21 protein-coding genes and 1 riboswitch are annotated in these 21,099 nt (G+C 71.7%); of the genes, 10 read left to right on the top strand and 11 right to left on the bottom strand.

All coding sequences use genetic code 11. The annotated features are described in order from the left end of the window. Entirely contained in the window at positions 1–204 is a 204-nt protein-coding gene (locus tag OHS58_RS01295; protein ID WP_247055142.1) for a hypothetical protein, read from the bottom strand. 59 nt (positions 205–263) lie between these two features. On the opposite strand from OHS58_RS01295, the gene OHS58_RS01290 reads away from it, so the two are divergent. The 3 genes from OHS58_RS01290 (at position 264) to OHS58_RS01280 (ending at position 3,979) form a co-directional block, all read left to right on the top strand. Continuing rightward, the gene (locus tag OHS58_RS01290; RefSeq protein ID WP_247055144.1) at positions 264–1,229 is read left to right on the top strand and encodes a quinone oxidoreductase family protein; all 966 of its coding nucleotides are present in this window, start codon (positions 264–266) and stop codon (positions 1,227–1,229) included. 150 nt (positions 1,230–1,379) lie between these two features. Then, entirely contained in the window at positions 1,380–2,429 is a 1,050-nt protein-coding gene (locus tag OHS58_RS01285; RefSeq protein WP_326943310.1) for an alpha/beta fold hydrolase, read from the top strand. Positions 2,430–2,518: 89 nt separating this feature from the next. Next, positions 2,519–3,979: an amino acid permease gene (locus OHS58_RS01280; RefSeq protein WP_326959461.1), complete on the top strand. Its 1,461-nt coding sequence runs from the start codon at positions 2,519–2,521 to the stop codon at positions 3,977–3,979. On the opposite strand, the gene OHS58_RS01275 is transcribed toward OHS58_RS01280, so the two are convergent. Continuing rightward, positions 3,976–5,025, bottom strand: coding sequence for an NAD(P)H-dependent flavin oxidoreductase (locus OHS58_RS01275; protein ID WP_328646865.1), 1,050 nt, complete (start codon positions 5,023–5,025; stop codon positions 3,976–3,978). The two genes, OHS58_RS01280 and OHS58_RS01275, sit on opposite strands and share 4 nt — an antisense overlap. A 117-nt stretch (positions 5,026–5,142) precedes the next feature. On the opposite strand from OHS58_RS01275, the gene OHS58_RS01270 reads away from it, so the two are divergent. Next, positions 5,143–6,918, top strand: coding sequence for a family 20 glycosylhydrolase (locus OHS58_RS01270; RefSeq protein WP_328646864.1), 1,776 nt, complete (start codon positions 5,143–5,145; stop codon positions 6,916–6,918). Positions 6,919–6,971: 53 nt separating this feature from the next. On the opposite strand, the gene OHS58_RS01265 is transcribed toward OHS58_RS01270, so the two are convergent. Continuing rightward, the gene (locus OHS58_RS01265) at positions 6,972–7,517 is read right to left on the bottom strand and encodes a hypothetical protein (protein WP_328646863.1); all 546 of its coding nucleotides are present in this window, start codon (positions 7,515–7,517) and stop codon (positions 6,972–6,974) included. A gap of 95 nt (positions 7,518–7,612) precedes the next feature. On the opposite strand from OHS58_RS01265, the gene OHS58_RS01260 reads away from it, so the two are divergent. From OHS58_RS01260 to OHS58_RS01250, 3 genes are read left to right on the top strand one after another with little or no spacing between them, the layout of a single operon-like run. Then, entirely contained in the window at positions 7,613–8,059 is a 447-nt protein-coding gene (locus OHS58_RS01260) for a pyridoxamine 5'-phosphate oxidase (RefSeq protein ID WP_326943315.1), read from the top strand. Positions 8,060–8,084: 25 nt separating this feature from the next. Beyond that, a complete protein-coding gene (locus OHS58_RS01255; RefSeq protein WP_326959454.1) occupies positions 8,085–8,666 on the top strand; it encodes a hypothetical protein in 582 nt (193 codons plus the stop codon). Positions 8,667–8,686: 20 nt separating this feature from the next. Then, entirely contained in the window at positions 8,687–9,205 is a 519-nt protein-coding gene (locus OHS58_RS01250) for a PH domain-containing protein (protein WP_326959452.1), read from the top strand. On the opposite strand, the gene OHS58_RS01245 is transcribed toward OHS58_RS01250, so the two are convergent. Next, on the bottom strand, positions 9,185–9,754 hold the full coding sequence (locus tag OHS58_RS01245; protein WP_328646862.1) for a Uma2 family endonuclease: 570 nt from the start codon (positions 9,752–9,754) through the stop codon (positions 9,185–9,187). The two genes, OHS58_RS01250 and OHS58_RS01245, sit on opposite strands and share 21 nt — an antisense overlap. Before the next feature lie 133 nt (positions 9,755–9,887). Next, entirely contained in the window at positions 9,888–11,729 is a 1,842-nt protein-coding gene (lepA, locus tag OHS58_RS01240) for a translation elongation factor 4 (RefSeq protein WP_326959448.1), read from the bottom strand. 115 nt (positions 11,730–11,844) lie between these two features. Between lepA and OHS58_RS01235 the strand changes: the two genes are divergently transcribed. Beyond that, positions 11,845–12,465 (top strand): class I SAM-dependent methyltransferase, encoded by a 621-nt coding sequence (locus tag OHS58_RS01235; protein ID WP_328646861.1) that lies wholly within the window; start codon positions 11,845–11,847, stop codon positions 12,463–12,465. Here OHS58_RS01235 and OHS58_RS01230 read toward each other — a convergent pair. Together OHS58_RS01230 and OHS58_RS01225 are read right to left on the bottom strand one after the other, a co-directional pair. Next, the gene (locus OHS58_RS01230) at positions 12,462–12,836 is read right to left on the bottom strand and encodes a VOC family protein (protein ID WP_328646860.1); all 375 of its coding nucleotides are present in this window, start codon (positions 12,834–12,836) and stop codon (positions 12,462–12,464) included. The genes OHS58_RS01235 and OHS58_RS01230 overlap by 4 nt on opposite strands. A gap of 23 nt (positions 12,837–12,859) precedes the next feature. Then, on the bottom strand, positions 12,860–13,741 hold the full coding sequence (locus OHS58_RS01225; protein ID WP_328646859.1) for a DMT family transporter: 882 nt from the start codon (positions 13,739–13,741) through the stop codon (positions 12,860–12,862). Positions 13,742–14,091: 350 nt separating this feature from the next. On the opposite strand from OHS58_RS01225, the gene rpsT reads away from it, so the two are divergent. After that, the gene (gene rpsT / locus OHS58_RS01220; RefSeq protein WP_247055174.1) at positions 14,092–14,352 is read left to right on the top strand and encodes a 30S ribosomal protein S20; all 261 of its coding nucleotides are present in this window, start codon (positions 14,092–14,094) and stop codon (positions 14,350–14,352) included. 51 nt (positions 14,353–14,403) lie between these two features. Here the strand turns inward: rpsT and holA are convergent, their stop codons facing one another. Beyond that, positions 14,404–15,384: a DNA polymerase III subunit delta gene (holA, locus tag OHS58_RS01215; protein ID WP_328646858.1), complete on the bottom strand. Its 981-nt coding sequence runs from the start codon at positions 15,382–15,384 to the stop codon at positions 14,404–14,406. A gap of 136 nt (positions 15,385–15,520) precedes the next feature. After that, a riboswitch (SAM riboswitch) is annotated at positions 15,521–15,654 on the top strand. A 12-nt stretch (positions 15,655–15,666) separates the two neighbouring features. Between holA and thrC the strand changes: the two genes are divergently transcribed. Further along, positions 15,667–16,932 carry a threonine synthase gene (gene thrC, locus OHS58_RS01210; RefSeq protein ID WP_247055177.1) on the top strand — a complete coding sequence of 422 codons (1,266 nt, stop codon included), beginning with the start codon at positions 15,667–15,669 and terminating at the stop codon, positions 16,930–16,932. Between the two features lie 62 nt (positions 16,933–16,994). Here the strand turns inward: thrC and OHS58_RS01205 are convergent, their stop codons facing one another. From OHS58_RS01205 to OHS58_RS01195, 3 genes are all read right to left on the bottom strand, one after another. Then, positions 16,995–19,376 carry a ComEC/Rec2 family competence protein gene (locus OHS58_RS01205; protein ID WP_328646857.1) on the bottom strand — a complete coding sequence of 794 codons (2,382 nt, stop codon included), beginning with the start codon at positions 19,374–19,376 and terminating at the stop codon, positions 16,995–16,997. Continuing rightward, positions 19,373–20,089 carry a ComEA family DNA-binding protein gene (locus tag OHS58_RS01200; RefSeq protein ID WP_328646856.1) on the bottom strand — a complete coding sequence of 239 codons (717 nt, stop codon included), beginning with the start codon at positions 20,087–20,089 and terminating at the stop codon, positions 19,373–19,375. Before OHS58_RS01200 ends, OHS58_RS01205 begins: the two co-directional genes overlap by 4 nt. Before the next feature lie 142 nt (positions 20,090–20,231). Further along, positions 20,232–21,095: a DegV family protein gene (locus OHS58_RS01195; protein ID WP_247055183.1), complete on the bottom strand. Its 864-nt coding sequence runs from the start codon at positions 21,093–21,095 to the stop codon at positions 20,232–20,234. Positions 21,096–21,099 lie beyond the last annotated feature (4 nt).

Below are 21,099 nucleotides of genomic sequence, written 5' to 3'. Positions count from 1 at the left end.
CTATGCCGAGCGGTCGGGGCGGTCGTCGTCACGCCCCGGGGTGAGTCGTCTGGCGAAGAGGCCGACGACCTTGTCGAGTACCCAGGCGGCGGCCAGGCACAGCGGCACCACGACCACCATCACCAGCACGAACTGGACGGGGAACCACGCCTGGGCGAGCCACAGCTCGACCCCGTCCCACCAGTCGGCAAGCCCGTTGAACACGGTGTGAGCCTACGCGCGGTCTGCTGCCGCCGCGCCCGAGGGGCGGTACGTTGCCAAACATGTTCGCCGTCTACGCGCAAGAACCCAACGCCGAAAGCCCCTTGGACTCGCTCGTCGTCGGCGAGCGTCCCGAACCCGACGTGCCCGACGGCTGGGTCCGCGTGCACGTCAAGGCGGCCAGCCTCAACATGCACGACCTCTGGACGCTGCGCGGCGTCGGGATCAAGCCGGACCAGTTCCCGATGATCCTCGGCTGCGACGGCGCCGGCACCCTCGACGACGGCTCCGAGGTCGTCGTCCACTCGGTGATCAACGCGCCGGGCTGGCAGGGTGACGACACCCTCGACCCGAAGCGCACGCTGCTCACCGAGAAGCACCAGGGCACCTTCGCCGACCAGGTCGTCGTGCCCGCCCGCAACGTCGTCCCGAAGCCGGCCGGGCTGAACTTCGCCGAGGCCGCCACCATGGGCACGGCCTGGCTGACCGCCTACCGGATGCTGTTCGTGAAGTCCGGGCTCCGGCCGGGGCAGACGATGCTCGTGCAGGGCGCGTCCGGCGGCGTCGCGACGGCGCTCGTGCAGCTCGGCCGCGCGGCCGGGTTCCGGGTCTGGGTCACCGGCCGCACCGAGGAGAAGCGCGCGCTCGCCACGAGTCTCGGCGCGCACCAGGCGTTCGAGTCCGGCGCGCGGCTGCCCGAGCGCGTCGACGCGGTGTTCGAGACGGTCGGCAAGGCGACCTGGTCGCACTCGGTGAAGTCGCTCAAGCCGGGCGGGATCATCGTCGTCTCGGGTTCGACCAGCGGCCCCGACGCGAACGCGGAGCTGCAGCGCGTCTTCTTCCTGCAGCTGCGCGTCTCCGGATCGACCATGGGCACCCGTGACGAGCTCGCGGATCTGCTCGCGTACCTCGATCTGACCGGCGTGCGGCCGCAGATCGGCGCGGAACTTCCGTTCGCCGATGCGGCCAAGGGTTTCCAGGCGATGCTGGACGGCGACACCGCCGGGAAGATCGTCTTCACCCGCTGATCGCCGTGACCTGGGCGGATCCGCCGTGGATCCGCCCAGGTCACCGCTTGTACCGGCTACTTCGTGAATTGTCAACGGACTCTTATCGAGATCTGGTCGTTAGCACCGAAGGTCCACCGGAACTCCACTCCGGCCAGCTAATCTGGAGTCATGACCGCGACGAAGCGGCCCGTTCCGGCTGAACCGGGCGGCCGGCCCAGCAGCGACCCGGACCCCGTCCGGGTCTCCTTCCGGCGCTACGCCGGAGTCCGCACCCGCGTCCTCGAGGTCGGCGATCCCGTCCAGGACCCGGAGCAGTCCCCCGCGCGACGCTCGTTGCGCCGGCGGGCCGCCGCTCCGCACGTGCGGCCGTCCGCGCCGAGGCTGGTGCTGCTGCACGGTTACTGCGACAGCGCCGACACCTGGCGCCCCGCCCTGGAGCAGCTCGCGGCCGCCGGGATCCCGGCGATCGCCGTCGACCTCCCCGGGTTCGGGGACGCCCAGCCGTTGCGGCCCGGCCCGATGCTGCCGCAGCTCGACGCGTTCACCACCGCCGTCGTCCGCGAGCAGGCCGTGCTCGGGTCGGTCGTGCTGGCCGGGAACTCCCTCGGCGGCACCATGAGCCTGCGTGCCGCCCAGAACGCCCGGTTGCCGCTCTCCGGCGTCGTCTCGATCGCCGCACCGGGCTTCGTGGACTCGTGGCTGATCCGCACGATGGCCCGCTACCCGCTGCCGCTGCGGCTGTACTCGTCGCTGCCCGTCCCGGTGCCGGGCTTCCTGGTGCGCAAGGTGGCTGAGCAGCTCGTCCCGCGGTTCCTCTACGCCGACGCGCACGCGGCCGACGTCGCCCAGGTGCAGCGCTTCACCGCGCTCTTCCCCGACTACCGCGCGACCAAGAGCCGCCTGGAACAGGCCCGGCAGCTCGTCGCCGAGCTGGCCGACGCCTACCGGCTCGACTCCGTCACGGTGCCGCTGCTGGTCGTCGCGTGCGGCAAGGACAAGCTCGTCACCGCCGCGTCCGGGCGCCAGCTGCACACGCTGGTGCCGCACAGCAGGCTGCTGGTCCGCGAGGACTGGGGGCACTGCCCGCAGCTGGACGACCCGGCGGAGATCGCCGAGCTGCTCACGTTCTTCGCCGCGAGCGCGGTCCGGACCACGCAGGCGAAGCGCGCCGCGGCGAGTGCCGCCGACGGCGTGAGCGAGGACACCGCGGCGGGCTGATCGCTCGCGCTGTAGCCCGGCGGGGTTGCCGGTAGGTTCCCCCGTTGGGTCCGTGATCCGGGCCGTTCACCGACGTTCGGGAGACGATGATGTCCGCTCCAGGAGGCCTGGGCAGCAGCTCCGGCATCTTCCGGCGCAAGCCGATCGACCAGATCCCCGACACCTCCGAAGCCGCGGGCCTCAAACGCACCCTGGGCTTGTGGCAGCTGACCGCCATCGGCATCGGCGGCATCATCGGCGCGGGGATCTTCGCCCTCGCCGGCAGCGTCGCGCACGGCGACGACGCCGCGGGCATCCCCGGCGTCGGCCCGGCCGTGCTCATCTCGTTCCTCATCGCCGGTGTCGCCAGCGCGGCGGCCGCGTTCTCCTACGCCGAGTTCGCCGGCCTGATCCCGAAGGCCGGCTCGGCCTACACCTACGGCTACGCGGTGCTCGGCGAGGTCGTCGGCTGGTTCATCGGCTGGGACCTGCTGCTGGAGTACACGGCGATCGTGTCGGTGGTGGCGATCGGCATCTCCGGCTACTTCAGCTTCCTGCTCGGGCAGCTCGGGCTCGACCTGCCCGCGTGGATGCTGGGCGCGCCCGGCACCGGGCCCGGCCACAAGGTCGACCTGTTCGCCGCGCTGCTGTGCCTGCTGATCGCGTACCTGCTCAACCGCGGCATCCGCAGCGCGGCCCGGTTCGAGACGGTGATGGTCGGGATCAAGGTCCTGATCGTGCTGGTCGTCATCCTGGTGGGCTTCTTCTACGTCAAGACCGGCAACTACACGCCGTTCGCCCCGGCCGGCTTCGGCGGCGCGGTGACCGGCGCCGCGACGGTGTTCTTCGCGGTGTTCGGCTACGACGCGATGTCGACGGCGGCCGAGGAGTCCAAGGACGCGCAGCGGCACATGCCGAAGGCGATCATCTACTCGCTGGCCATCTCGATGGTGCTGTACGTGCTGGCCTGCCTGGTGCTGACCGGCATGCAGAAGTACACCGAGATCGACCCGAAGAGCGGCTTCTCGACGGCGTTCAAGTCGGTCGGCCTCGACGGGCTGGCCACCGTGATCGCGATCGGCGCGATCATCGGCATCCTCACCGTGCTGTTCACGTTCCTGATGGGTGCCACCCGCGTCGGCTACTCGATGAGCCGCGACGGCCTGCTCCCGCCGTGGTTCGGCAAGACGCACCCGAAAACGCAGGTGCCGAGCCGGATGACCTGGATCCTCGGCGGCGCGTCCGCGATCATCGCCGGGGTGCTGCCGATCGGTGAAGCCGCCGAGCTGACGAACATCGGCATCCTGCTCGCGTTCGTCGTCGTCTGCGTCGCGGTGATCGTGCTGCACTACAAGCGGCCGGACCTCAAGCGCACGTTCAAGACGCCGGGCATGCCGGTGGTGCCCGCGGTCGGCGTCGTGTTCTCGATCTGGCTGATCACGTTCCTGCAGCCGGCGACCTGGGTGCGGTTCGCCGTCTGGTTCCTGATCGGCATGGTGATCTACTTCGCCTACAGCAAGCGGCACTCCCTGATGAACCGCACGGGCGGCGAGGTCGAGAAGACGGACTAGCGGATCCGGTCGAGGCGTGCGGCGGCTTCGCGCGCCTCGACCTTGAGCCGCTCGACGATCACCGCCGCCGAGGCGTCGTAGCCGAGCGGGTAGGTCTGGCCCGCCCACAGCGAGATGGCCTCCGGGTCGCCGGCCGCCGCCGACGCCTTGCGCACCGGCCCGGCCATGCGGTTGATCTGCGGGTACGCGGCGGGCGCGCCGTCGGACAGCTCGTCCATGAACCGGTTGACCAGCCCGCGCGCCGGCCGTCCGCTGAAGGCGCGGGTGAACGCCGTCTCGCGCTCGGCGACGACCAGGGCCTTGCGGTGCGCCTCGGACGTGCCGGCCTCGTCGGCGCGCAGGAAGACCGTGCCCAGCTGGGCGGCCGCCGCACCGGCGGCGAGCACGGCCGCGACGTCGCCGCCGTGCACCAGGCCACCGGCCGCGACGAGCGGCACGTCCACGCGGGCGGCGACGAGCCGCAGCAGCGCGAGGACGCCGTACTCCGCGCCGCCGCCGGGCTGATCGGCGTCGTCGGTGAACAGCGATCGGTGCCCGCCCGCCTCGAACCCCTGCAGGACCAGGGCGTCGGCACCGAGGTCCGCGGCCCGGACGGCGGTTTCCGGCGTGGTGACGGTGACGAGCACCTTGCTGCCGGCCTCGTGCAACCGGACGACGTCCGACGGCGACGGCGTCCCGAAGGTGAACGACACCACCGGAACACGCTTCTCGAGCACGACGTCCAGCTTCGCCGGGTACGCGTCGTCGTCCCACTGCGCTTCGCCGAGCTCGACGTCGTATTCGCGGGCGACGGCGAGCAGCCGTTCGCGGTAGGCCGTGAGGTCGGCGCCGGTGTCCGGCTGCGGGACGAAGAGGTTGACGCCGAACGGGCCGCCGGTCAGCTCGGCGGTCCGGTCGATCTGCGCGGCCAGGGCCGCGGGCGTGAGCATGCCGGCCGAGAGGAAGCCGAAGCCACCGGCTTCGGTGACCGCGGCGACCAGCTCGGGAGTGGTCGGACCACCGGCCATCGGCGCGGCGATCACCGGGAACGTCAGCTCGTCGAACATGCTGCCGAGCGTAGTCCCGCGCACACCACCCAGATTGGTCTAGACCAGAAACTCTAGAAATGCGACGATCCGGGCAGGCGCGACGGCGATGTCGCGCCCTTCCCGCCAGGAGGACCGGTGAAGACAGCCCGCACGCGGCGCCTCGGCCGCGCACTCGCCGTAGTGACCCTGGTCGGCGCCAGTACGACGGCCGCCCAGCTCGCCCCGGCCGCGTCGGCCGCCACGCCCGCGCTGCAGTCGATCGTGCCGGTGCCGGTGTCGGTGACCGCGGCGGCCGGCGTCAGCTTCCCCCTGGTCTCGACGACGAAGATCGTCACCGAGGCCGGTTCGGCGCCGGCCAAGGACGTCGGCACCTACCTCGGCGGCGTCCTGCGGCCGTCGACCGGCTACGCGCTGCCGGTGTCCGACGCCCCGGCGTCCGTGCCGGCCGACAGCATCGCACTGCTGCTGAGCGGCGCGCCGTCCTCGGTCGGCACGCAGGGCTACCAGCTGGTGTCGACGGCGTCGTCGGTCACCGTGCGGGCCCAGACGGCGGACGGGCTCTTCGCCGGCGTCCAGACGTTGCGGCAGATGCTGCCCGGCAGCGTCGAGAGCGCGTCGGCCCAGCCGGGGCCGTGGAGCGTGCCGGGAGCGACGATCGTGGACTACCCGCGGTTCGGCTACCGCGGCGCGATGCTCGACGTCGCCCGGCACTTCCACCCGGTGGCGACGGTCAAGCGTTACATCGACCAGCTGGCCCAGTACAAGATCAACAACCTGCACCTGCACCTCGCCGACGACCAGGGCTGGCGCATCCAGATCGACAGCTGGCCACGCCTGACGACGTACGGCGGCAGCACCCAGGTCGGCGGCGGCGCGGGTGGTTACTACACGAAGGCGCAGTACACGGACATCGTGAACTACGCGCTCTCGCGGCACATCACGGTCATCCCCGAGATCGACATGCCGGGACACGTGAACGCGGCGCAGGCGTCGTACGCGGAGCTGAACTGCAACGGCGTCGCACCGGCGCTGCGGACGGACACGGCGGTCGGCTACAGCTCGTTGTGCATCTCGAAGGACATCACGTACACGTTCATCGCGGACGTCCTGCGCGAGCTGGCGGCCCTGACCCCGGGCCCGTACCTCCACATCGGCGGCGACGAGGCGTCATCGACGTCGGCGGCGGACTACGTGACGTTCGTGAACAAGGTGCTGCCGCTGGTGACGGCCACCGGCAAGTCGGCGATCGGCTGGCACGACATCGCGAAGGCTTCCTTGCCCGCGACCGCGACCCCGCAATTCTGGGGAACTTCCACCTCGGACGCGGGTGTCTCGACGGCGGTTTCCCGCGGCAGCAAGGTGATCCTGTCGCCGGCGAACAAGGCGTACCTGGACATGAAGTACAACAGCTCGACCCCGATCGGCCTGTCGTGGGCGGGCTACATCGAGGTCCAGGACGCGTACAACTGGAACCCGGGTGCGTACCTGTCGGGCGTGGGCGAATCGGCGGTCCGCGGAGTGGAATCCCCGCTGTGGGCGGAAACGGTGGTCACCCCGGCGGACATCGACTACCTGGCCTTCCCCCGCCTGGCAGCCCACGCGGAGCTGGGCTGGTCCCCGTGGTCGACGCACGACTGGACGACGTTCCGCACCCGCTTGGGCGCCCAGGCCCCACGCTGGACAGCGCAGTCGATCAACTTCTACCGCTCGTCGCAGGTGGCCTGGGACACGGGCGGCACGACAACCCCGGGCACGTGCACGGACCCGGCGTGGAGCGCATCGCAGGTGTACACGGGCAGCAACGCGGTCTCCCACAACGGCCACAAGTGGACGGCGAAGTGGTGGACACAAGGCGAGGAGCCGGGAACCACAGGCCAGTGGGGAGCATGGACCGACAACGGCCCCTGCTGAGCCGGCGGGGCGACGCCAGTCCGCCCGGCACGTCGCACGGCTGAGGGCGTACTTCACCCGGCCATGATCGTTGCGGCCAAGGCCGTTCGGTGGTCCTTCGTCCAGGGTGGGCCCAGTGCCGCGCGCGGGCCGTGGAGTACCTCGTCCGCCCGTGGGCCGAGGATGGCCGCCGCCTGGCGTTCTACGTCCTTGGCTTCGTAGAGGTGCACCTGCCAGCCGCGGGCGTGGGCCAGTTCCGCCAGGACCTGGCGGTACATGACCGAGTCGGCGCGGGCCTCGTACGGCACGCGGCGCTGGACCGTGATGTCCTCGGGGAAATCCGGCGGCCATGCCCTCAGCGACATCGACACGATCGGTGCGGGCAGCGCGGCCGCGAGGCGGTCCAGTTCGGCCGACGCCGCCCGGGTCGCCGACGCGCGGACCAGCGCCACGAGGGCCGCCGCGGCCGGGTCGTCGAGGTGTTTGCCGTCGTGGTGGATCGGGGCTGCCGCTACTCCGGGCTCGACCAGCTCGATCCGCCGGCGGTCCACGACCCGGTGGTCGGCCGACGCCGTGACAGCCACTGCCCACCCGAAGTGGTGGGCGATGCCCAGCCGCATGGAACGAGGCTTCCCCGGCCGGTGCGGACAGTCAAGGCCGCACTCCACCCCGTGAAACCGGAACACCCGGCGCCGCGACCGGGTTAGCTTGGTTCATGAGCGCTGATCTCGAGCAGGTTCGCACCTTGTCGCTGCAGGAAAACGGCCTCGCCACCATCTCCACGACGCGCGCCGACGGCACCGTTCACTCCTCCGTCGTCAACGCCGGGGTGTACGAGGACCCGGTGACCGGGGCACCCGGCGTCGCGTTCGTCGCCCTCGGCCGGGCGCACAAGCTCGCGCTGCTGCGGCTGGCCGGGCACGCCACGGTGACGTTCCGGCGCGGCTGGAACTGGCACTCCGTCACCGGCGCCACGCACCTGATCGGGCCGGACGACCCGGACCCGGCGTTCGACGCAGCCGGGCTGCCGAAGCTGCTTCGCGACGTCTTCATCGCCGCCACCGGCACCCACGACGACTGGGCCGAGTACGACCGCGTGATGGCCGAAGAGCGGCGGGTTGCGGTGTTCGTCACGGCGGACCGGATAATCGGCAACCGCTGAGCCCGTCCGGCCCCAGGAGCGTCCGTTGTCCGAGTCCCCGCCCCGCGTCACCATCCCGGCGAAGGTCCTCATCGGCCTGCTCGCCGTCATCGACGCGGGCTTCGGCGCGGCCCTCGCCCTGGGGCTGGTGCGCGGCCTGCCCGCCTGGCTGATCGCCGGCGCCTACGCGGCGACCGTGCTCGTCGCCGTGCTGATCTTCCGGGCGTCACGCGCCCGCGTGCTCAAGCGCGGCTTCGACGGCCTGCGTGACCTCACCCTCGGCGACGAGGGCATCCGCCTGCCCGCGGGCACGATGAGCACCCGGCTGGTGCCTTGGGCCGAGATCGCCGACGTCACCGCCCGCCGCTCGGCCCGCTTCGGCGACGGCTACCTGCGCGACGCGATCTGGCTCGACCTGGTCACCGGCGAGGGCGTCGAGAGCTCGGTGCAGTGCTTCGCGCCACGCAGCCGGCTCGAACCGGCACCGGCGCGAAGACGGCAGTTCGATCAGACCGCGATCCTCGACCCGGCCCTGTTCAACGCCGTGATCGACCGGCTCCGCCGCGAACTGCGCCACCGCCGGCTGCACGCCGACACCCGCGGCGAACCCCGCCTCCGGCGTCGCTGACGCTCAGGCATACTTCCGCCATGAGTGAATGGCAGCGCATCTCACCTCCCGAGGCGCACCGGCATCTCGCGAAGCGCAACGCCGTTGTCCTCGGCGCCATCGGACTCGCCCTGACCGGGGTGTCGATCTCCCTCGGTCACGTGCCTCAAGCCATCTTCCTCCTCGTGTTCATCGCCGTCGCCGGCGTTGTGATGGCGTTGAGCGCCCTCTCCGGGATCCAGGCCGGTCCGAGCGGTCTTCGCCTCCGGCGGTTGCTGACCGTCCGTGAGCTGCCGTGGTCCGAAGTCGCCGACGTCACGACCGCGCCCGCGCAGCACCTCGGCGCCGACACGTCCTACACCGCGCTCTGGATCGTCACCGCCGCCGACGAGCGGATCCAGACCCAGGTGGTGCGCTACGACCACCCGCAGCAGGGCGAGCGGGTGAGCACCCGGCGCTGGCTCAAGCTCGGGCCGACCGAGTTCACCGGCGTGGTCCAAGCGCTGCGCGACGTGCGCCAGGCCCAGGAACAGCCGGGCTCAGCCGAGCCGGCCCAGTAGCTCCCGCGGCACGATCCGCACCGGGAACGGCCGCTCGGCCTCGAAGACCTCGTCGCCCGCCGCCTTGGCCACCTGCTGGTAGTTGCCGTCCACGTCCAGCTCGAACACCGTCAACGCGGGCTCGGTAGGGTCGATCACCCAGTAACTGGGCGTGCCGAGCCGCTCGTAGACCGCTTTCTTGGTGTTGAGGTCGTGGATCGCGGTGCTCGGCGACAGCACCTCGACCGCCAGCACCGGTGGCGCCGCGAGATCCTTCTCCGTGAAGTCCTCGTCCCGGCCCACCAGGACGTCAGGCTGCAGCTCGATCTTGTCGCCGTGATGCACCGCGAAGGGCGCTCCGAGAACGTCGAACTCGAGCGGACACACAGCCTCCAGCACGCCGTAGAGCCGATAAGTGATCTTCTGGTGTCTGAGTCCTGGCGCCGGGGTCACGAGGAGCACCCCGTCGATGAGCTCGTATCTTCGCCCGTCATCCGGCATCCCCTCCAGGTCGCGCACCGTCATGGGGCCCGACCCGGCCGGATACTGGAAGTCCGTCATGGCAGTCATGGTGCCCTCCTTTCGCTCTTCGCACCAGAGCACACCAGAGGGCACCGACAGAAACGGCGTCGAACACGGGTTCGGCGCCTGTATTCACACGGAAGCGTGAATGCAGGCGCCGGTGTTCACATCAGCGGAACACTTACTTCTTGCTCTTGCCGGAGTCCTCAGTGGACAGTGCGGCGACGAAAGCCTCTTGCGGGACCTCGACCCGGCCGACGGTCTTCATCCGCTTCTTGCCTTCCTTCTGCTTCTCCAGCAGCTTGCGCTTACGCGAGATGTCACCGCCGTAGCACTTGGCCAGAACGTCCTTGCGGATCGCGCGAATCGTTTCGCGCGCGATGATCCGGGCGCCGATGGCCGCCTGGATGGGGACCTCGAAGTTCTGCCGCGGGATCAGCTCGCGCAGCCGGTTCACCATGCGGTTGCCGTAGTTGTAGGCGTCGTCCTTGTGCACGATCGCGGAGAACGCGTCCACACCCTCGCCCTGCAGCAGGATGTCCACCTTGACCAGGTCCGCCGCCTGCGTGCCGGCCTCTTCGTAGTCCAGCGACGCGTAGCCGCGCGTACGCGACTTCAGCGTGTCGAAGAAGTCGAAGATGATCTCGCCCAGCGGCATGTTGTACCGCAGCTCGACCCGGTCCTCGGACAGGTAGTCCATGCCGAGCAGCTGACCGCGCTTGTTCTGGCACAGCTCCATGATCGTGCCGATGAACTCCGACGGCGCCAGGACGCTGACCTTGCTGACCGGCTCCAGCACCTTGTCGATCTTGCTGCCGGTCGGCCAGTCCGACGGGTTGGTGACGTGGATTTCCTTGCCGTCGTCGAGCACCACGTCGTAGACGACGTTCGGTGCCGTGGAGATCAGGTCGAGGCCGAACTCGCGCTCGAGCCGGTCACGCGTGATCTCCAGGTGCAGCAGGCCGAGGAAGCCGCAGCGGAAGCCGAAGCCCAGCGCCACCGACGTCTCCGGCTCGTAGTCGAGCGCGGCGTCGTTCAGCTGGAGCTTGTCGAGGGCCTCGCGCAGCTCGGGGTAGTCCGAACCGTCCACCGGATACAGTCCGGAGTAGACCATCGGCTTCGGCTCGCGGTACCCGGCCAGCGCGTCCTTGGCGCCGTGGCGTTCGGACGTCACGGTGTCGCCGACCTTGGACTGGCGGACGTCCTTCACGCCGGTGATCAGGTAGCCGACCTCGCCGACGCCGAGTCCCTTGCTGGGCTTGGGTTCCGGCGAGATGATGCCGACTTCCAGCAGCTCGTGGGTGGCGCCGGTGGACATCATCTTGATGCGCTCGCGCGGGGTGATCTTGCCGTCGACCACCCGGATGTAGGTGACGACGCCGCGGTAGGTGTCGTACACCGAGTCGAAGATCATCGCGCGGGCCGGCGCGTCCGCGTCGCCCTGCGGCGCCGGGACCATCTTCACGACCTCGTCGAGCAGCGCGCCGACGCCGATGCCGGTCTTGGCCGAGACCCGCAGCACGTCGTCGGGCTCGCAGCCGATGATGTGGGCCAGCTCACCCGCGTACTTGTCGGGATCGGCCGAAGGCAGGTCGATCTTGTTGAGCACCGGGATGATCTGGAGGTTGTTCTCGAGCGCGAGGTAGAGGTTGGCCAGGGTCTGGGCCTCGATCCCCTGCGCGGCGTCGACCAGCAGGACCGCGCCCTCGCACGCCTCCAGCGCCCGGGAGACCTCGTAGGTGAAGTCGACGTGGCCCGGGGTGTCGATCATGTGCAGGACGTGGTCCTGCCCGTCGACCTGCCAGGGCAGCCGGACGTTCTGGGCCTTGATCGTGATCCCGCGCTCGCGCTCGATGTCCATCCGGTCGAGGTACTGCGCGCGCATGGCCCGCTCTTCCACGACGCCGGTGAGCTGCAGCATGCGGTCGGCCAGGGTGGACTTGCCGTGGTCGATGTGCGCGATGATGCAGAAGTTCCGGATGAGCTCCGGAGGCGTGAAGGTCGTGTCGGCGAACGTCGTCACTCGAATGAGTCCTCGGAAAGTCGGGGATGGCCACCTCTATGCTCCCATGGCGCTCCGGGTGCGAGTGGGGGTCATCCCCGATGCGAGCCCACGTGATCCGTGGTGCCCTCGAAGTATGAGCACATCGCACCAGCCCACACCACCTCCCCAGCCTGATCCGGACGGCCTCGCCCGGGTTCTCGACCGTGTCTTCGGTCACCCTTCGGGCCTGCTCGGCCGGCTCGGCGGCCGGCTCATGGCCCGGGGCAACTCCGCCACCGAACACCGCGTCGTCGACCTGGCGAAGCTCGAGCCGGACGAGACCGTCCTGGTCGTCGGCCCCGGCCCCGGCGTCGGCCTCCACGCCGCCGCACGGCTGGCCGGGCGCACGATCGGCGTCGACCCCTCCCCCGCGATGCTGGCCCTGTGCCACGAGCGCTGCGGCGACCGGGTCGAGCTCCGGGAGGGGTCGGCGGCGCACACCGGCGAGCCCGGCGAGTCCGTCGACGTCGTCCTCACCGTGAACAACGTCATGCTCTGGGACGACCGCGCGGCCGGCTTCGCCGAGCTGTTCCGCGTCCTGCGCCCGGGTGGCCGGCTGCTGCTGTCCGCGCACGAGAAGTGGCTGCCCGTGAGCAGGCACGTGCTGGCCGACGAAGCCGCCGAAGCGGGCTTCGCCGACCTGCAGACGTGGACCTGGGAACCGCCCGGCTTCACCGCGCTCGCCGCGCAGCTGCGGGCCGTCAAGCCCGCCTAGCGGGTGTCCGTGCGGATCGGGTGTCCTTCCGGCACCTCGACCAGCACGATGCGTGTGCCGTCCGGATCGGCGATCCAGGCCTCGTCCAGGCCCCAGGGCTCGCGCTTGGCGTCCCGCACCGGCGTCAGGCCCTTCGCCTTCAGCCCGGCCAGCTCGCCGGCCAGGTCGCGGACCTGCACCCAGAGCACCAGGTCGGGCGACGCGCCCGCCTCGCCCGAGCCGGACACCTCCAGGGAGCCGTGCCCCAGGAAGAACACGGTGCCACCGGGGAACTCACGCTCCACGGCCAGGCCGAGGGTGTCGCGGTAGAACGCGGTCGACGCCTCGGCGTCGCGCGGGCGGATCAGCAGCCTGCTCTTCAGGACTTCCATCCGACCATCCCTACCGGAGGTCCTCAGGCCGCCGCAATCGCGACGATGCCGGACAGCACGATCACGGACCCGGCGAGCCGCCGCACGGCGTCACGCTCGCCCAGCACCAGCCACGCGGCGAGACCGCCCAGCACGATGCTCAGCTCCCGGGCGGGCGCCACGAGGCTGACCGGCGCCATCGTCAGGGCGAACAGCACGAGGATGTAGGCGACGGGCGACAGCAGCCCGACGATCAGCACCTCGCGCCGCTGCTCGCGCCAGAGCCGCGTCACCTCGGACCGGCCCGCCCGCGCGCTCGGCAGGAGCATGGCGCTCTGGATCAGCGTGCCGAGGCCGAGGTACACGATCGGCGGCATGCCGATGCCGGTCACCGAGTGCTCGTCCCAGAGCGTGTAACCGGCGATGACGGCCCCGGTCAGGACGCCGTAGAAGATCCCGGCGCGCCGGGCCTTGGCGGCGGCCGGGTCGGCCGCCGCGGCGCCCCGGCGGCCGGTGCTGATCACGAGCACCCCGGTGATCACCAGGAACGCGCCGAGCAGCCCGAGCCAGCCGGGCCGTTCGCCGAGGACGAGGACGGCGGCCAGCACCGAAAGCAGCGGCCCGGTGCCCCGCGCGACGGGGTAGACGACGGAGAGGTCGCCGACGCGGTAGCCGCGCTGCAGGACGATGCCGTAGGCGACGTGCAGCACCGACGTGCCCGCCGCGGCCAGCAGCCAGCTCCACTGTGGACGTTGCGGCTCGACGGCCACCAGCACGACCGTCACCGGCAGCAGGGCGACGGCGGAAACCGTGTAGTAGAGCCAGACGAACTGGGTGCCGCCGGAGCGGACCCGCTTGGCGGCGAGGTTCCACGCGGCGTGCACGACGGCCGCGACGACGACGAAGGACAGTGCGGTGGTGTTCACAGGGACCCCTTACGGGTTTCGCGCGCGCGAAACCGGGTCCTCCAGGCTTTTGCCCCGTCAGATGAACGGCGGGACTTCCGGACCCGCCGACGGTGCCGCTCGGACCAGACCCACCGGTTCCTGGTTGTCCTGCTGGCTGGGGCGGACCGGTGACGGAACCCTAGGCACTACCGCCGTCCACCGTACTCCCGGTGATCCACGCCCGGCCGGACGCGCTCGCGGCGGGCCGGGGCCGGGCTGTTAAAGTTGTTGCTCGTTGCCGTGCGGCATTCCGTCATGGAGGAAACCCGCTTCAGCGGGGCCACACCAGCGCGGCGGCGAATCTCACCGAGTGAAAGCAGGAGCGCCTCATGGCCAACATCAAGTCGCAGATCAAGCGCATCACCACGAACGAGAAGGCGCGTCAGCGCAACCAGGCGATCCGGTCCTCGGTGAAGACCGCGATCCGCAAGGTCCGCGAAGCCGCTGACTCCGGTGACAAGGCCAAGGCCGTCGAGCTGCAGCGCGACGCCGCCCAGAAGCTGGACAAGGCCGTCTCGAAGGGCGTCATCCACGCCAACCAGGCCGCCAACAAGAAGTCGGCGCTCGCGAAGCGCGTCAACTCGCTCTGAGCGAGCTGATCTCTGGAGAAGCCCCGGCCCCGGCCGGGGCTTTCTTCATGTTCAGCGGTCGCCCTTGGCCGCCGCCACCTGCAGGACCGCGCGTTCCAGCGCGTAACCCGGGTCCGCCGCGACGCCCTTGACCTCGGCGTTCAGCCGGGCGACCACCCGCATCGCCGTGGCGAGGCCGTCCTGGTTCCAGCCGCGGGACTGGCCCTGGGCCTTGCGGACCTTCCACGGCGGCATGCCCAGCTCCCCGGCCAGCTGGTTCGGGTTGCCGCGGCCCGCGCCGGAGACGCGGGCGATCGTGCGGACCGCGTCGGCCAGCGCGTCGGCGACCAGGACGTACGGGACGCCGAGCTGCATCGCCCAGCGCAGCGACTCCAGGGCGGCCGCGCGGTCACCGCTCACCGCCTTCTCGGCCACCGCGAACCCGGTCACGTCGGCGCGGCCGCGGTGGTAGCGGTGGACCGCGTCCGCGTCGACCGCCCCGCCGGCGTCCGCGACGAGCTGCATCGCGGCCGAGGAGAGTTCCCGCAGGTCGGAGCCCACGGCGTCGATGAGCGCCGCGACCCCGGCCGGGTCGATCTTGCCGCCGGCCCGGCGCACCTCGTGGCGCACGAACTGCTCCCGCTCGGCGGGCTTGGTCAGCTTCGGGCACTCCGTCACCTCGGCGCCGGCCTTCTTCAGCACCGCCGGGAGCGTCTTGCCCGCCTTGCTGCGCCCGCCGCCGGTGTGCACGACGACGAGCACGATCCCGGCCGCCGGGTCCTTCAGGTACGACGTCACGGCGTCGGCCAGCTCCTGCGAGATGTCCTGCGCCGACTCGAGGACGATCACCCGGCCTTCGCTGAACAGCGACGGGCTGACGAGTTCGGCCAGCTCGGGAGCTGTGAGATCGGACACCCGGGCCCGCGTCAGCTCGGCCGTCGCGTCGATCGCGCGGGACGCGGCCAGCGTCTCGCGGACGGCCCGCTCGATCAGCAGTTCTTCCTCACCCAGGACCAGGTGGAGCGGGGCCGGGGCGGTGGCTTGCGCGGTCACCCGGGAATCTTCTCACTTGCTGCTTCGTGCGCCCGCTCCGGTGATGTCGAGCGGCCACCATGGCACGGCCCGAGTGCCATGTCGTACGGTGTCCTGGAGGCGGCGCGCTTTCTCGCGCGCTCCGACAACTGAATACCGCTCATCCAGAGGGGCAGAGGGAACGGCCCGACGAAGCCCCGGCAACCGGCGTACAGCCTGTCATCCCGCGATCGCGGGATAGCTGACGACCACGGTGCCAATTCCGGCCCGCTTCGGCGGGGCAGATGAGGAAGGAACCTCGCGATGACCGCAACCCTCGGCACGACCTCCACCACCAAGACCCCGGATCTCGGACCGGCCGTCGAACTGGTGTCGAAGGAAGAGGGCCACCGGCAGCCGCTCGCCCCCGAGTTCGTCTCCGCCGAAGACTTCTCGCCGCTCGAGGTCGCCTACGACTTCGGCCGCGTCCGCCGCGAAGACATCGAGGCCGGCCCCAAGAACATCTGGCGCTACAAGAAGCTCCTCCCGGTTCCGTCCAACATCGAAGAGATCCCGAACACCGAGCCCGGCTCGACGCGGCTGATCCGCGCCGACCGCCTGGCCAAGGAGCTCGGCCTCAAGCGCCTGTGGGTCAAGGACGACACCGGCAACCCGACGCACTCGTTCAAGGACCGCGTGGTCGCCGTCGCGCTGGCCGCGGCCCGCGAGTTCGGCTTCGAGGTGCTCGCCTGTCCCTCGACCGGCAACCTGGCCAACGCCGTCGCCGCCGCGGCGGCGCGCGCGGGCTGGAAGTCGGTCGTGCTGATCCCCAAGTCCCTCGAGCGCGCCAAGATCCTCACCACCGCGGTGTACGACGGTGACCTGATCGCCGTCGACGGCAACTACGACGACGTCAACCGGCTCGCCACCGAACTGGCCGGTGAGCACCCGAGCTGGGCCTTCGTGAACGTCAACGTCCGCCCGTACTACTCCGAAGGCTCGAAGACACTCGCCTTCGAGGTCGCCGAGCAGCTCGGCTGGCGGATCCCGCCGCAGATCGTCGTGCCGATCGCCTCCGGTTCACAGCTCACCAAGGTGGACAAGGGATTCCGCGAGCTGGGCCAGCTCGGCCTGGTGGACGCCAGCCCGTACAAGGTGTTCGGCGCCCAGGCCACCGGCTGCTCGCCGGTCTCGGCCGCGTTCCGCGCCGGCCAGGACGTCGTCCAGCCGGTGAAGCCGGACACCATCGCCCGCTCGCTGGCGATCGGCAACCCGGCCGACGGCCCGTACGTGCTCGACATCGTCAACCGCACCGGCGGCTCGATCGAGGACGTCACCGACGAAGAGGTCGTCGAAGGCATCCGGCTGCTGGCCCGCACCGAGGGCATCTTCACCGAGACGGCCGGCGGGGTCACCGTCGCCACGGCGAAGAAGCTCATCGAGACGGGCAAGCTGGACCCGGACGCCGAGACGGTGCTCCTCATCACCGGCGACGGCCTCAAGACCCTCGACGCCATCGAGAACCACGTCGGCCCCAAGGCGACCGTGCCGGCTTCGGCCGCGGCCGTGAACAAGGCCCTCGGCTACTGACGTCTCCCCGCCGGGGCTAGCCACGCGCGCCCCGGCGGGAACGCGTTGCCGGGCAACGGAAGTCAGCGGTGAGGCGGGCCGCGCGGTTCGCCCCGGCGGGCTATCGCCGGGCCTGACGGGTCCGGGACCACAGCTGTGTCGCCGTCGACGTCGGTCCGGGTCACCAAGGCGCCCAACGCCGTCAGAGTGTCCACTGTGGACTTGCTCGGGTGGCCGTAGGTGTTGCCCGCGCCGACGCTGATGAGCGCCGCGCGCGGCGCCACCGCGGCGAGGAAGGCCGGCAGCGAGTACCGCGAGCCGTGGTGGGGCACCTTGAGCACCTCCGCTTTCAGGTCTCCGACATCGGCCAGCAGGTCCGACTGGGCCGCCAGTTCGACGTCACCCGTCATCAGCACCCGGCCGGCGGCCGTTTCCGCCCGCAGGACGACCGAGCTGTTGTTGATCGTCGTGCCGTCCTGCTGGCCGGCCGACCGCGACGGCACGTACCGCGGCCCGAGCACGTCGAGCGCGAGTCCGGGCAGGTCGACCCGCTCGCCCGGGCTCAGTTCCACCAACGGCACGCCCCGGCGGGACGCCTCCGCGGCGACCTGCCGCCACGCCCACTCCGGCGTCCGCCCCGGCCCGACGGCGATCCCGCCGACCGACCGGCCGTCGAAGACCGACGCGAGCCCGCCGATGTGGTCGGCGTGCAGGTGGCTCAGCACCAGCAACGGGATCCGGTCGACCGACAGCCGGTGCAGGCACTCGTCGACCGGCCCCGGCTCGGGCCCGGTGTCCACCACCACGGCCCGCCCCGGCTCGGCCGTCGCCAGCACGACCGCGTCACCCTGGCCGACGTCGCACTCGACCATCGCCCAGTTCCGCGGCGGCCACGCGGGCGCGAGCACCCGCACCGGCACGAACACCAGCAACGCGCCGACGATCAGCACCGCCAGGAGCAGCCGGACCCGCCGGTACCGCGCGGCGAACACGAGCACCGCGAGGACGGCCGCCGCGAGCAGCGCGCCCGCCCAGCCGCCGGGCCAGGGAACGACCGCGCCCGGGGCTCGCGCGCCGTGCCGCGCCACGAAGATCAGCCACTCGGCCTCCGGGCCGGCCAGGTGCACCAGGAACGCCCCGCCGCCCGGCCACCACGGCCCGACGACCGTCGCCAGCACCCCGAGCACCGTCGCCGGGGCGACGACGGGCGCGGCGAGGACGTTGGTCACCACCGACACCAAGCTGACCGTGCCCGCCATCCCGGCCAGCACCGGCGCCGTCACCACGAAGGCGGCGAGCGGGATCGCCAGTCCTTCGGCGAAGCCCGGCGGGACGCCGCGACGGACCAGCACGCCCGCCCAGCGTGGAGCCAGCAGGACGAGCCCGGCGGTGGCGAAGACCGACAACGCGAACCCGAAGTCCGTGGCCATCGCCGGATCCGCCACGACCAGCACGCAGACCGCGAAGGCCAGCGCGGGCAGCGCCGAGCCCCGCCGTCCCAGTGCCAGGGCCAGCAACGCGACCGCCGCCATGACTCCGGCGCGCAACACGCTCGGCTCCGGACCGACCAGGACCAGGAACCCGGCCAGGCACAGGCCTGCCGCGACGGCCGACAACCGCGGGCCCAGCCGAAGCACTCGCAGCAGGAGCAGGACCGCGCCGCACGCCACGGCGAGGTTTCCCCCGCTGACCGCCGTCAGGTGCGCGAGCCCTGCAGTGACGAACTCCTGCTCGATCCGAGGGGACAGTCCGCTCGTGTCGCCCAGGACCAGGCCCGGCAACAGTCCCGCGGGTTCCTCCGGCAGGGTCTGGCTCAGGTCGTGCAGGCCGGACCGCAGTCCGGCCGCGGCCTTCTGCCACCACGGCGCCGGGCCCGGATCACCCGGCGGGCCGCGCACGGACAGCACCGCCACGGTCAGGTCCGCGCCACGCGGTGGCATCAGCAGGCCCGCCACCCGGACTTCCTGCCCCGGCAGCACGCCCGCCCAGTCCGCGACCGGCGCGAGCAGCAGGACCCGCCCGGACGAGACGACCGACTGTCCGTCGACGGACGCCGCGCGCACGTCGGCGGACAGGACCACGGACCGGGCGCCCGCCTGCCGATCGGCGTATCCCGCGCTCCGCACCGGCTTCGGCCGTTCCGCGACGACCACTGTGAGCGTCGCGGGCAGTCCTTGAGCCGCGGCCGCACGCAGGCCGTCTTGCTCGGCGTCGTGGATCCGCCAGGCGATCGGACCGGCGGCGACCAGGCCGAGCACCAGCAGCGCCGCCGCCGCGCCGAACACCCGGGGCCGGCCACGTGCCCGCCAGAGCAGCACCCCGGCGAGCACGGCCGCGGCGAGACCGACGGCGACCGCCGTCCACCAGCCGAGCAGCAGCCCGGCCAGGGCGGCGAGCCAGCACGCGAGCGCCGCCGGGACCAGCCGCATGTCCTGCCGGGTGTCGGTCGCGGGAATCGTGCTCATCCGACCGTCACCTGCTCGCGGAGCTTCTCGAACTTGCTTTCGCCGATGCCGTCGACGTCGCGCAGCTGCTCGACTTTCGTGAAGCCGCCGTGCTCCGCGCGCCACTGGACGATCCGCTTGGCCATCACCTCGCCGACGCCGGGCAGGGTGTCCAGCTGGTCCGGGCTCGCCGCGTTGAGGTCGACCTTCCCGCCGCCGCCTTCGGGAGCACCGGGCGGTGCCATGGGCGCCGGGATCCCGACCGCGAGCTGCTCGCCGTCGGTCACCTTGCGGGCGAGGTTCACGGCGCTGAGGTCCGCGCCGGGGTCGGTTCCCCCGGCGGCGCGCAGCACGTCGGCGACGCGGGATCCCTGGGGCACGGTGACCAGACCGGGCGACCGGACGCGGCCGATCACGCTGACGACGAGACCGGTCTTGGGTGCGGCCGGAGCTTCGGCCGCGGGTTTCGCGCTGGGCAGCGGAGGCGGTGGCTCGGGCGCCGGACGGCCGCCCAGCAGCGCGACCGAGCCGAGGACGAGCACCACGACGGCCACGAAGACACCGGCGAGCGCCCAGCGGCGCCGGCCCGCGCCGGTCGCTCCGCCCGGCAGCCAGCGCCGGACCAACCGGCCGCCGGGGCCAACCGTGCTCGCGTCGGGCGAGAGCTGGTCGGCCAGCCAGGCGAGCCGGTCGTTGACGGGGAGGCCCGGATCCCGGGCGGGCTGCTCGAACACACGATCGACGTTAGGGGCCGCGGGGAGGCGGGCGACAGGGGTGGCGCCGCGTCCTGTGGACAACTGGGGTGTTGTGGACGGATGCCGCCGGCCGGGCCCGGGAACGGCGGTTTTCGTCGTACCCGGATGAGATGCTGGAGGGTCAGGCGTCCGGCCGGGCCGGCACCGTGCGCTGCACGACCACGCCCAGCACGCCGGGCCCGGTGTGCGCGCCGATCACCGCGCCCAGCTCCGAGACGACGCAGCCCGCCGACCGCGGCACGGCTTCTTCCAGCCGGTTCGCCAGCTCGACCGCCCGGTCCGGCGACGCGAGGTGGTGGACGGCGAGCTCGACGTCGTCGTCGTCCGCCGCGCGGGCCGCCAGTTCGACCAGCCGCGCGATCGCCCGGTTCATGGTCCGGACCTTCTCCAGCGGCAGGATCCGGCCGTCGGACATGTGCAGCACCGGCTTCACCGCCAGCGCCGTCCCGAGCAGCGCCGCCGCCGGGCCGATCCGGCCGCCGCGGCGCAGGTACTCCAGGGTTTCCACGACGAACAACGTCGAGGAGCACTTGGCCGCGGTCATCGCCGCCGCTTCGACCGCCTTCGGATCCGCGCCGGCCGCGGCGGCGTCCGCGGCGTGCAGCGCGGCGAACCCGAGGCCCATCGCGGTCGTGCGCGAGTCGACGACGCGCACCCGGTCCGGCCCGACCTCCTGGGCCGCCAGCACCGCCGCTTCCCAGGTGCCCGACAGCTCGCGGGAAAGGTGGATGGAGACGATCGCGTCCGCGCCGTCGGCGAGCGCCGCGCGGAACTCCTTCGCGAACTCGGCCGGGGTCGGCCGCGACGTCGTGACGATCTTGCGCTGGCTCATCGCCTCGGCGACCGCCGCCGGGCCGGTTTCCACGCCGTCGAGCGACACCACGCCGTCGACCAGGACGTGCAGCGGCACCACCCGGACCTCGTGCCGTTCGGCGAACCCCTCCGGCAGGTGGGCGGTGGAATCCGTGACTACGGCGACCGACACGCCG

The sequence above is a fragment of the Amycolatopsis sp. NBC_00348 genome, assembly GCF_036114655.1.
Taxonomy (GTDB): domain Bacteria; phylum Actinomycetota; class Actinomycetes; order Mycobacteriales; family Pseudonocardiaceae; genus Amycolatopsis.
This window is presented reverse-complemented; position numbering and strand designations above follow the sequence as displayed.

What these genes read in the sequence shown, in the direction of transcription:
- OHS58_RS01290 (WP_247055144.1), top strand. Translation starts at nt 264, where the DNA reads ATGTTCGCCGTCTACGCGCAAGAACCCAACGCCGAAAGCCCCTTGGAC.
- OHS58_RS01285 (WP_326943310.1), top strand. Translation starts at nt 1,380, where the DNA reads ATGACCGCGACGAAGCGGCCCGTTCCGGCTGAACCGGGCGGCCGGCCC.
- OHS58_RS01280 (WP_326959461.1), top strand. Translation starts at nt 2,519, where the DNA reads ATGTCCGCTCCAGGAGGCCTGGGCAGCAGCTCCGGCATCTTCCGGCGC.
- OHS58_RS01275 (WP_328646865.1), bottom strand. Translation starts at nt 5,025, where the DNA reads ATGTTCGACGAGCTGACGTTCCCGGTGATCGCCGCGCCGATGGCCGGT.
- OHS58_RS01265 (WP_328646863.1), bottom strand. Translation starts at nt 7,517, where the DNA reads ATGCGGCTGGGCATCGCCCACCACTTCGGGTGGGCAGTGGCTGTCACG.
- OHS58_RS01260 (WP_326943315.1), top strand. Translation starts at nt 7,613, where the DNA reads ATGAGCGCTGATCTCGAGCAGGTTCGCACCTTGTCGCTGCAGGAAAAC.
- OHS58_RS01250 (WP_326959452.1), top strand. Translation starts at nt 8,687, where the DNA reads ATGAGTGAATGGCAGCGCATCTCACCTCCCGAGGCGCACCGGCATCTC.
- OHS58_RS01245 (WP_328646862.1), bottom strand. Translation starts at nt 9,754, where the DNA reads ATGACTGCCATGACGGACTTCCAGTATCCGGCCGGGTCGGGCCCCATG.
- OHS58_RS01235 (WP_328646861.1), top strand. Translation starts at nt 11,845, where the DNA reads ATGAGCACATCGCACCAGCCCACACCACCTCCCCAGCCTGATCCGGAC.
- OHS58_RS01230 (WP_328646860.1), bottom strand. Translation starts at nt 12,836, where the DNA reads ATGGAAGTCCTGAAGAGCAGGCTGCTGATCCGCCCGCGCGACGCCGAG.
- rpsT (WP_247055174.1), top strand. Translation starts at nt 14,092, where the DNA reads ATGGCCAACATCAAGTCGCAGATCAAGCGCATCACCACGAACGAGAAG.
- thrC (WP_247055177.1), top strand. Translation starts at nt 15,667, where the DNA reads ATGACCGCAACCCTCGGCACGACCTCCACCACCAAGACCCCGGATCTC.
- OHS58_RS01205 (WP_328646857.1), bottom strand. Translation starts at nt 19,376, where the DNA reads ATGAGCACGATTCCCGCGACCGACACCCGGCAGGACATGCGGCTGGTC.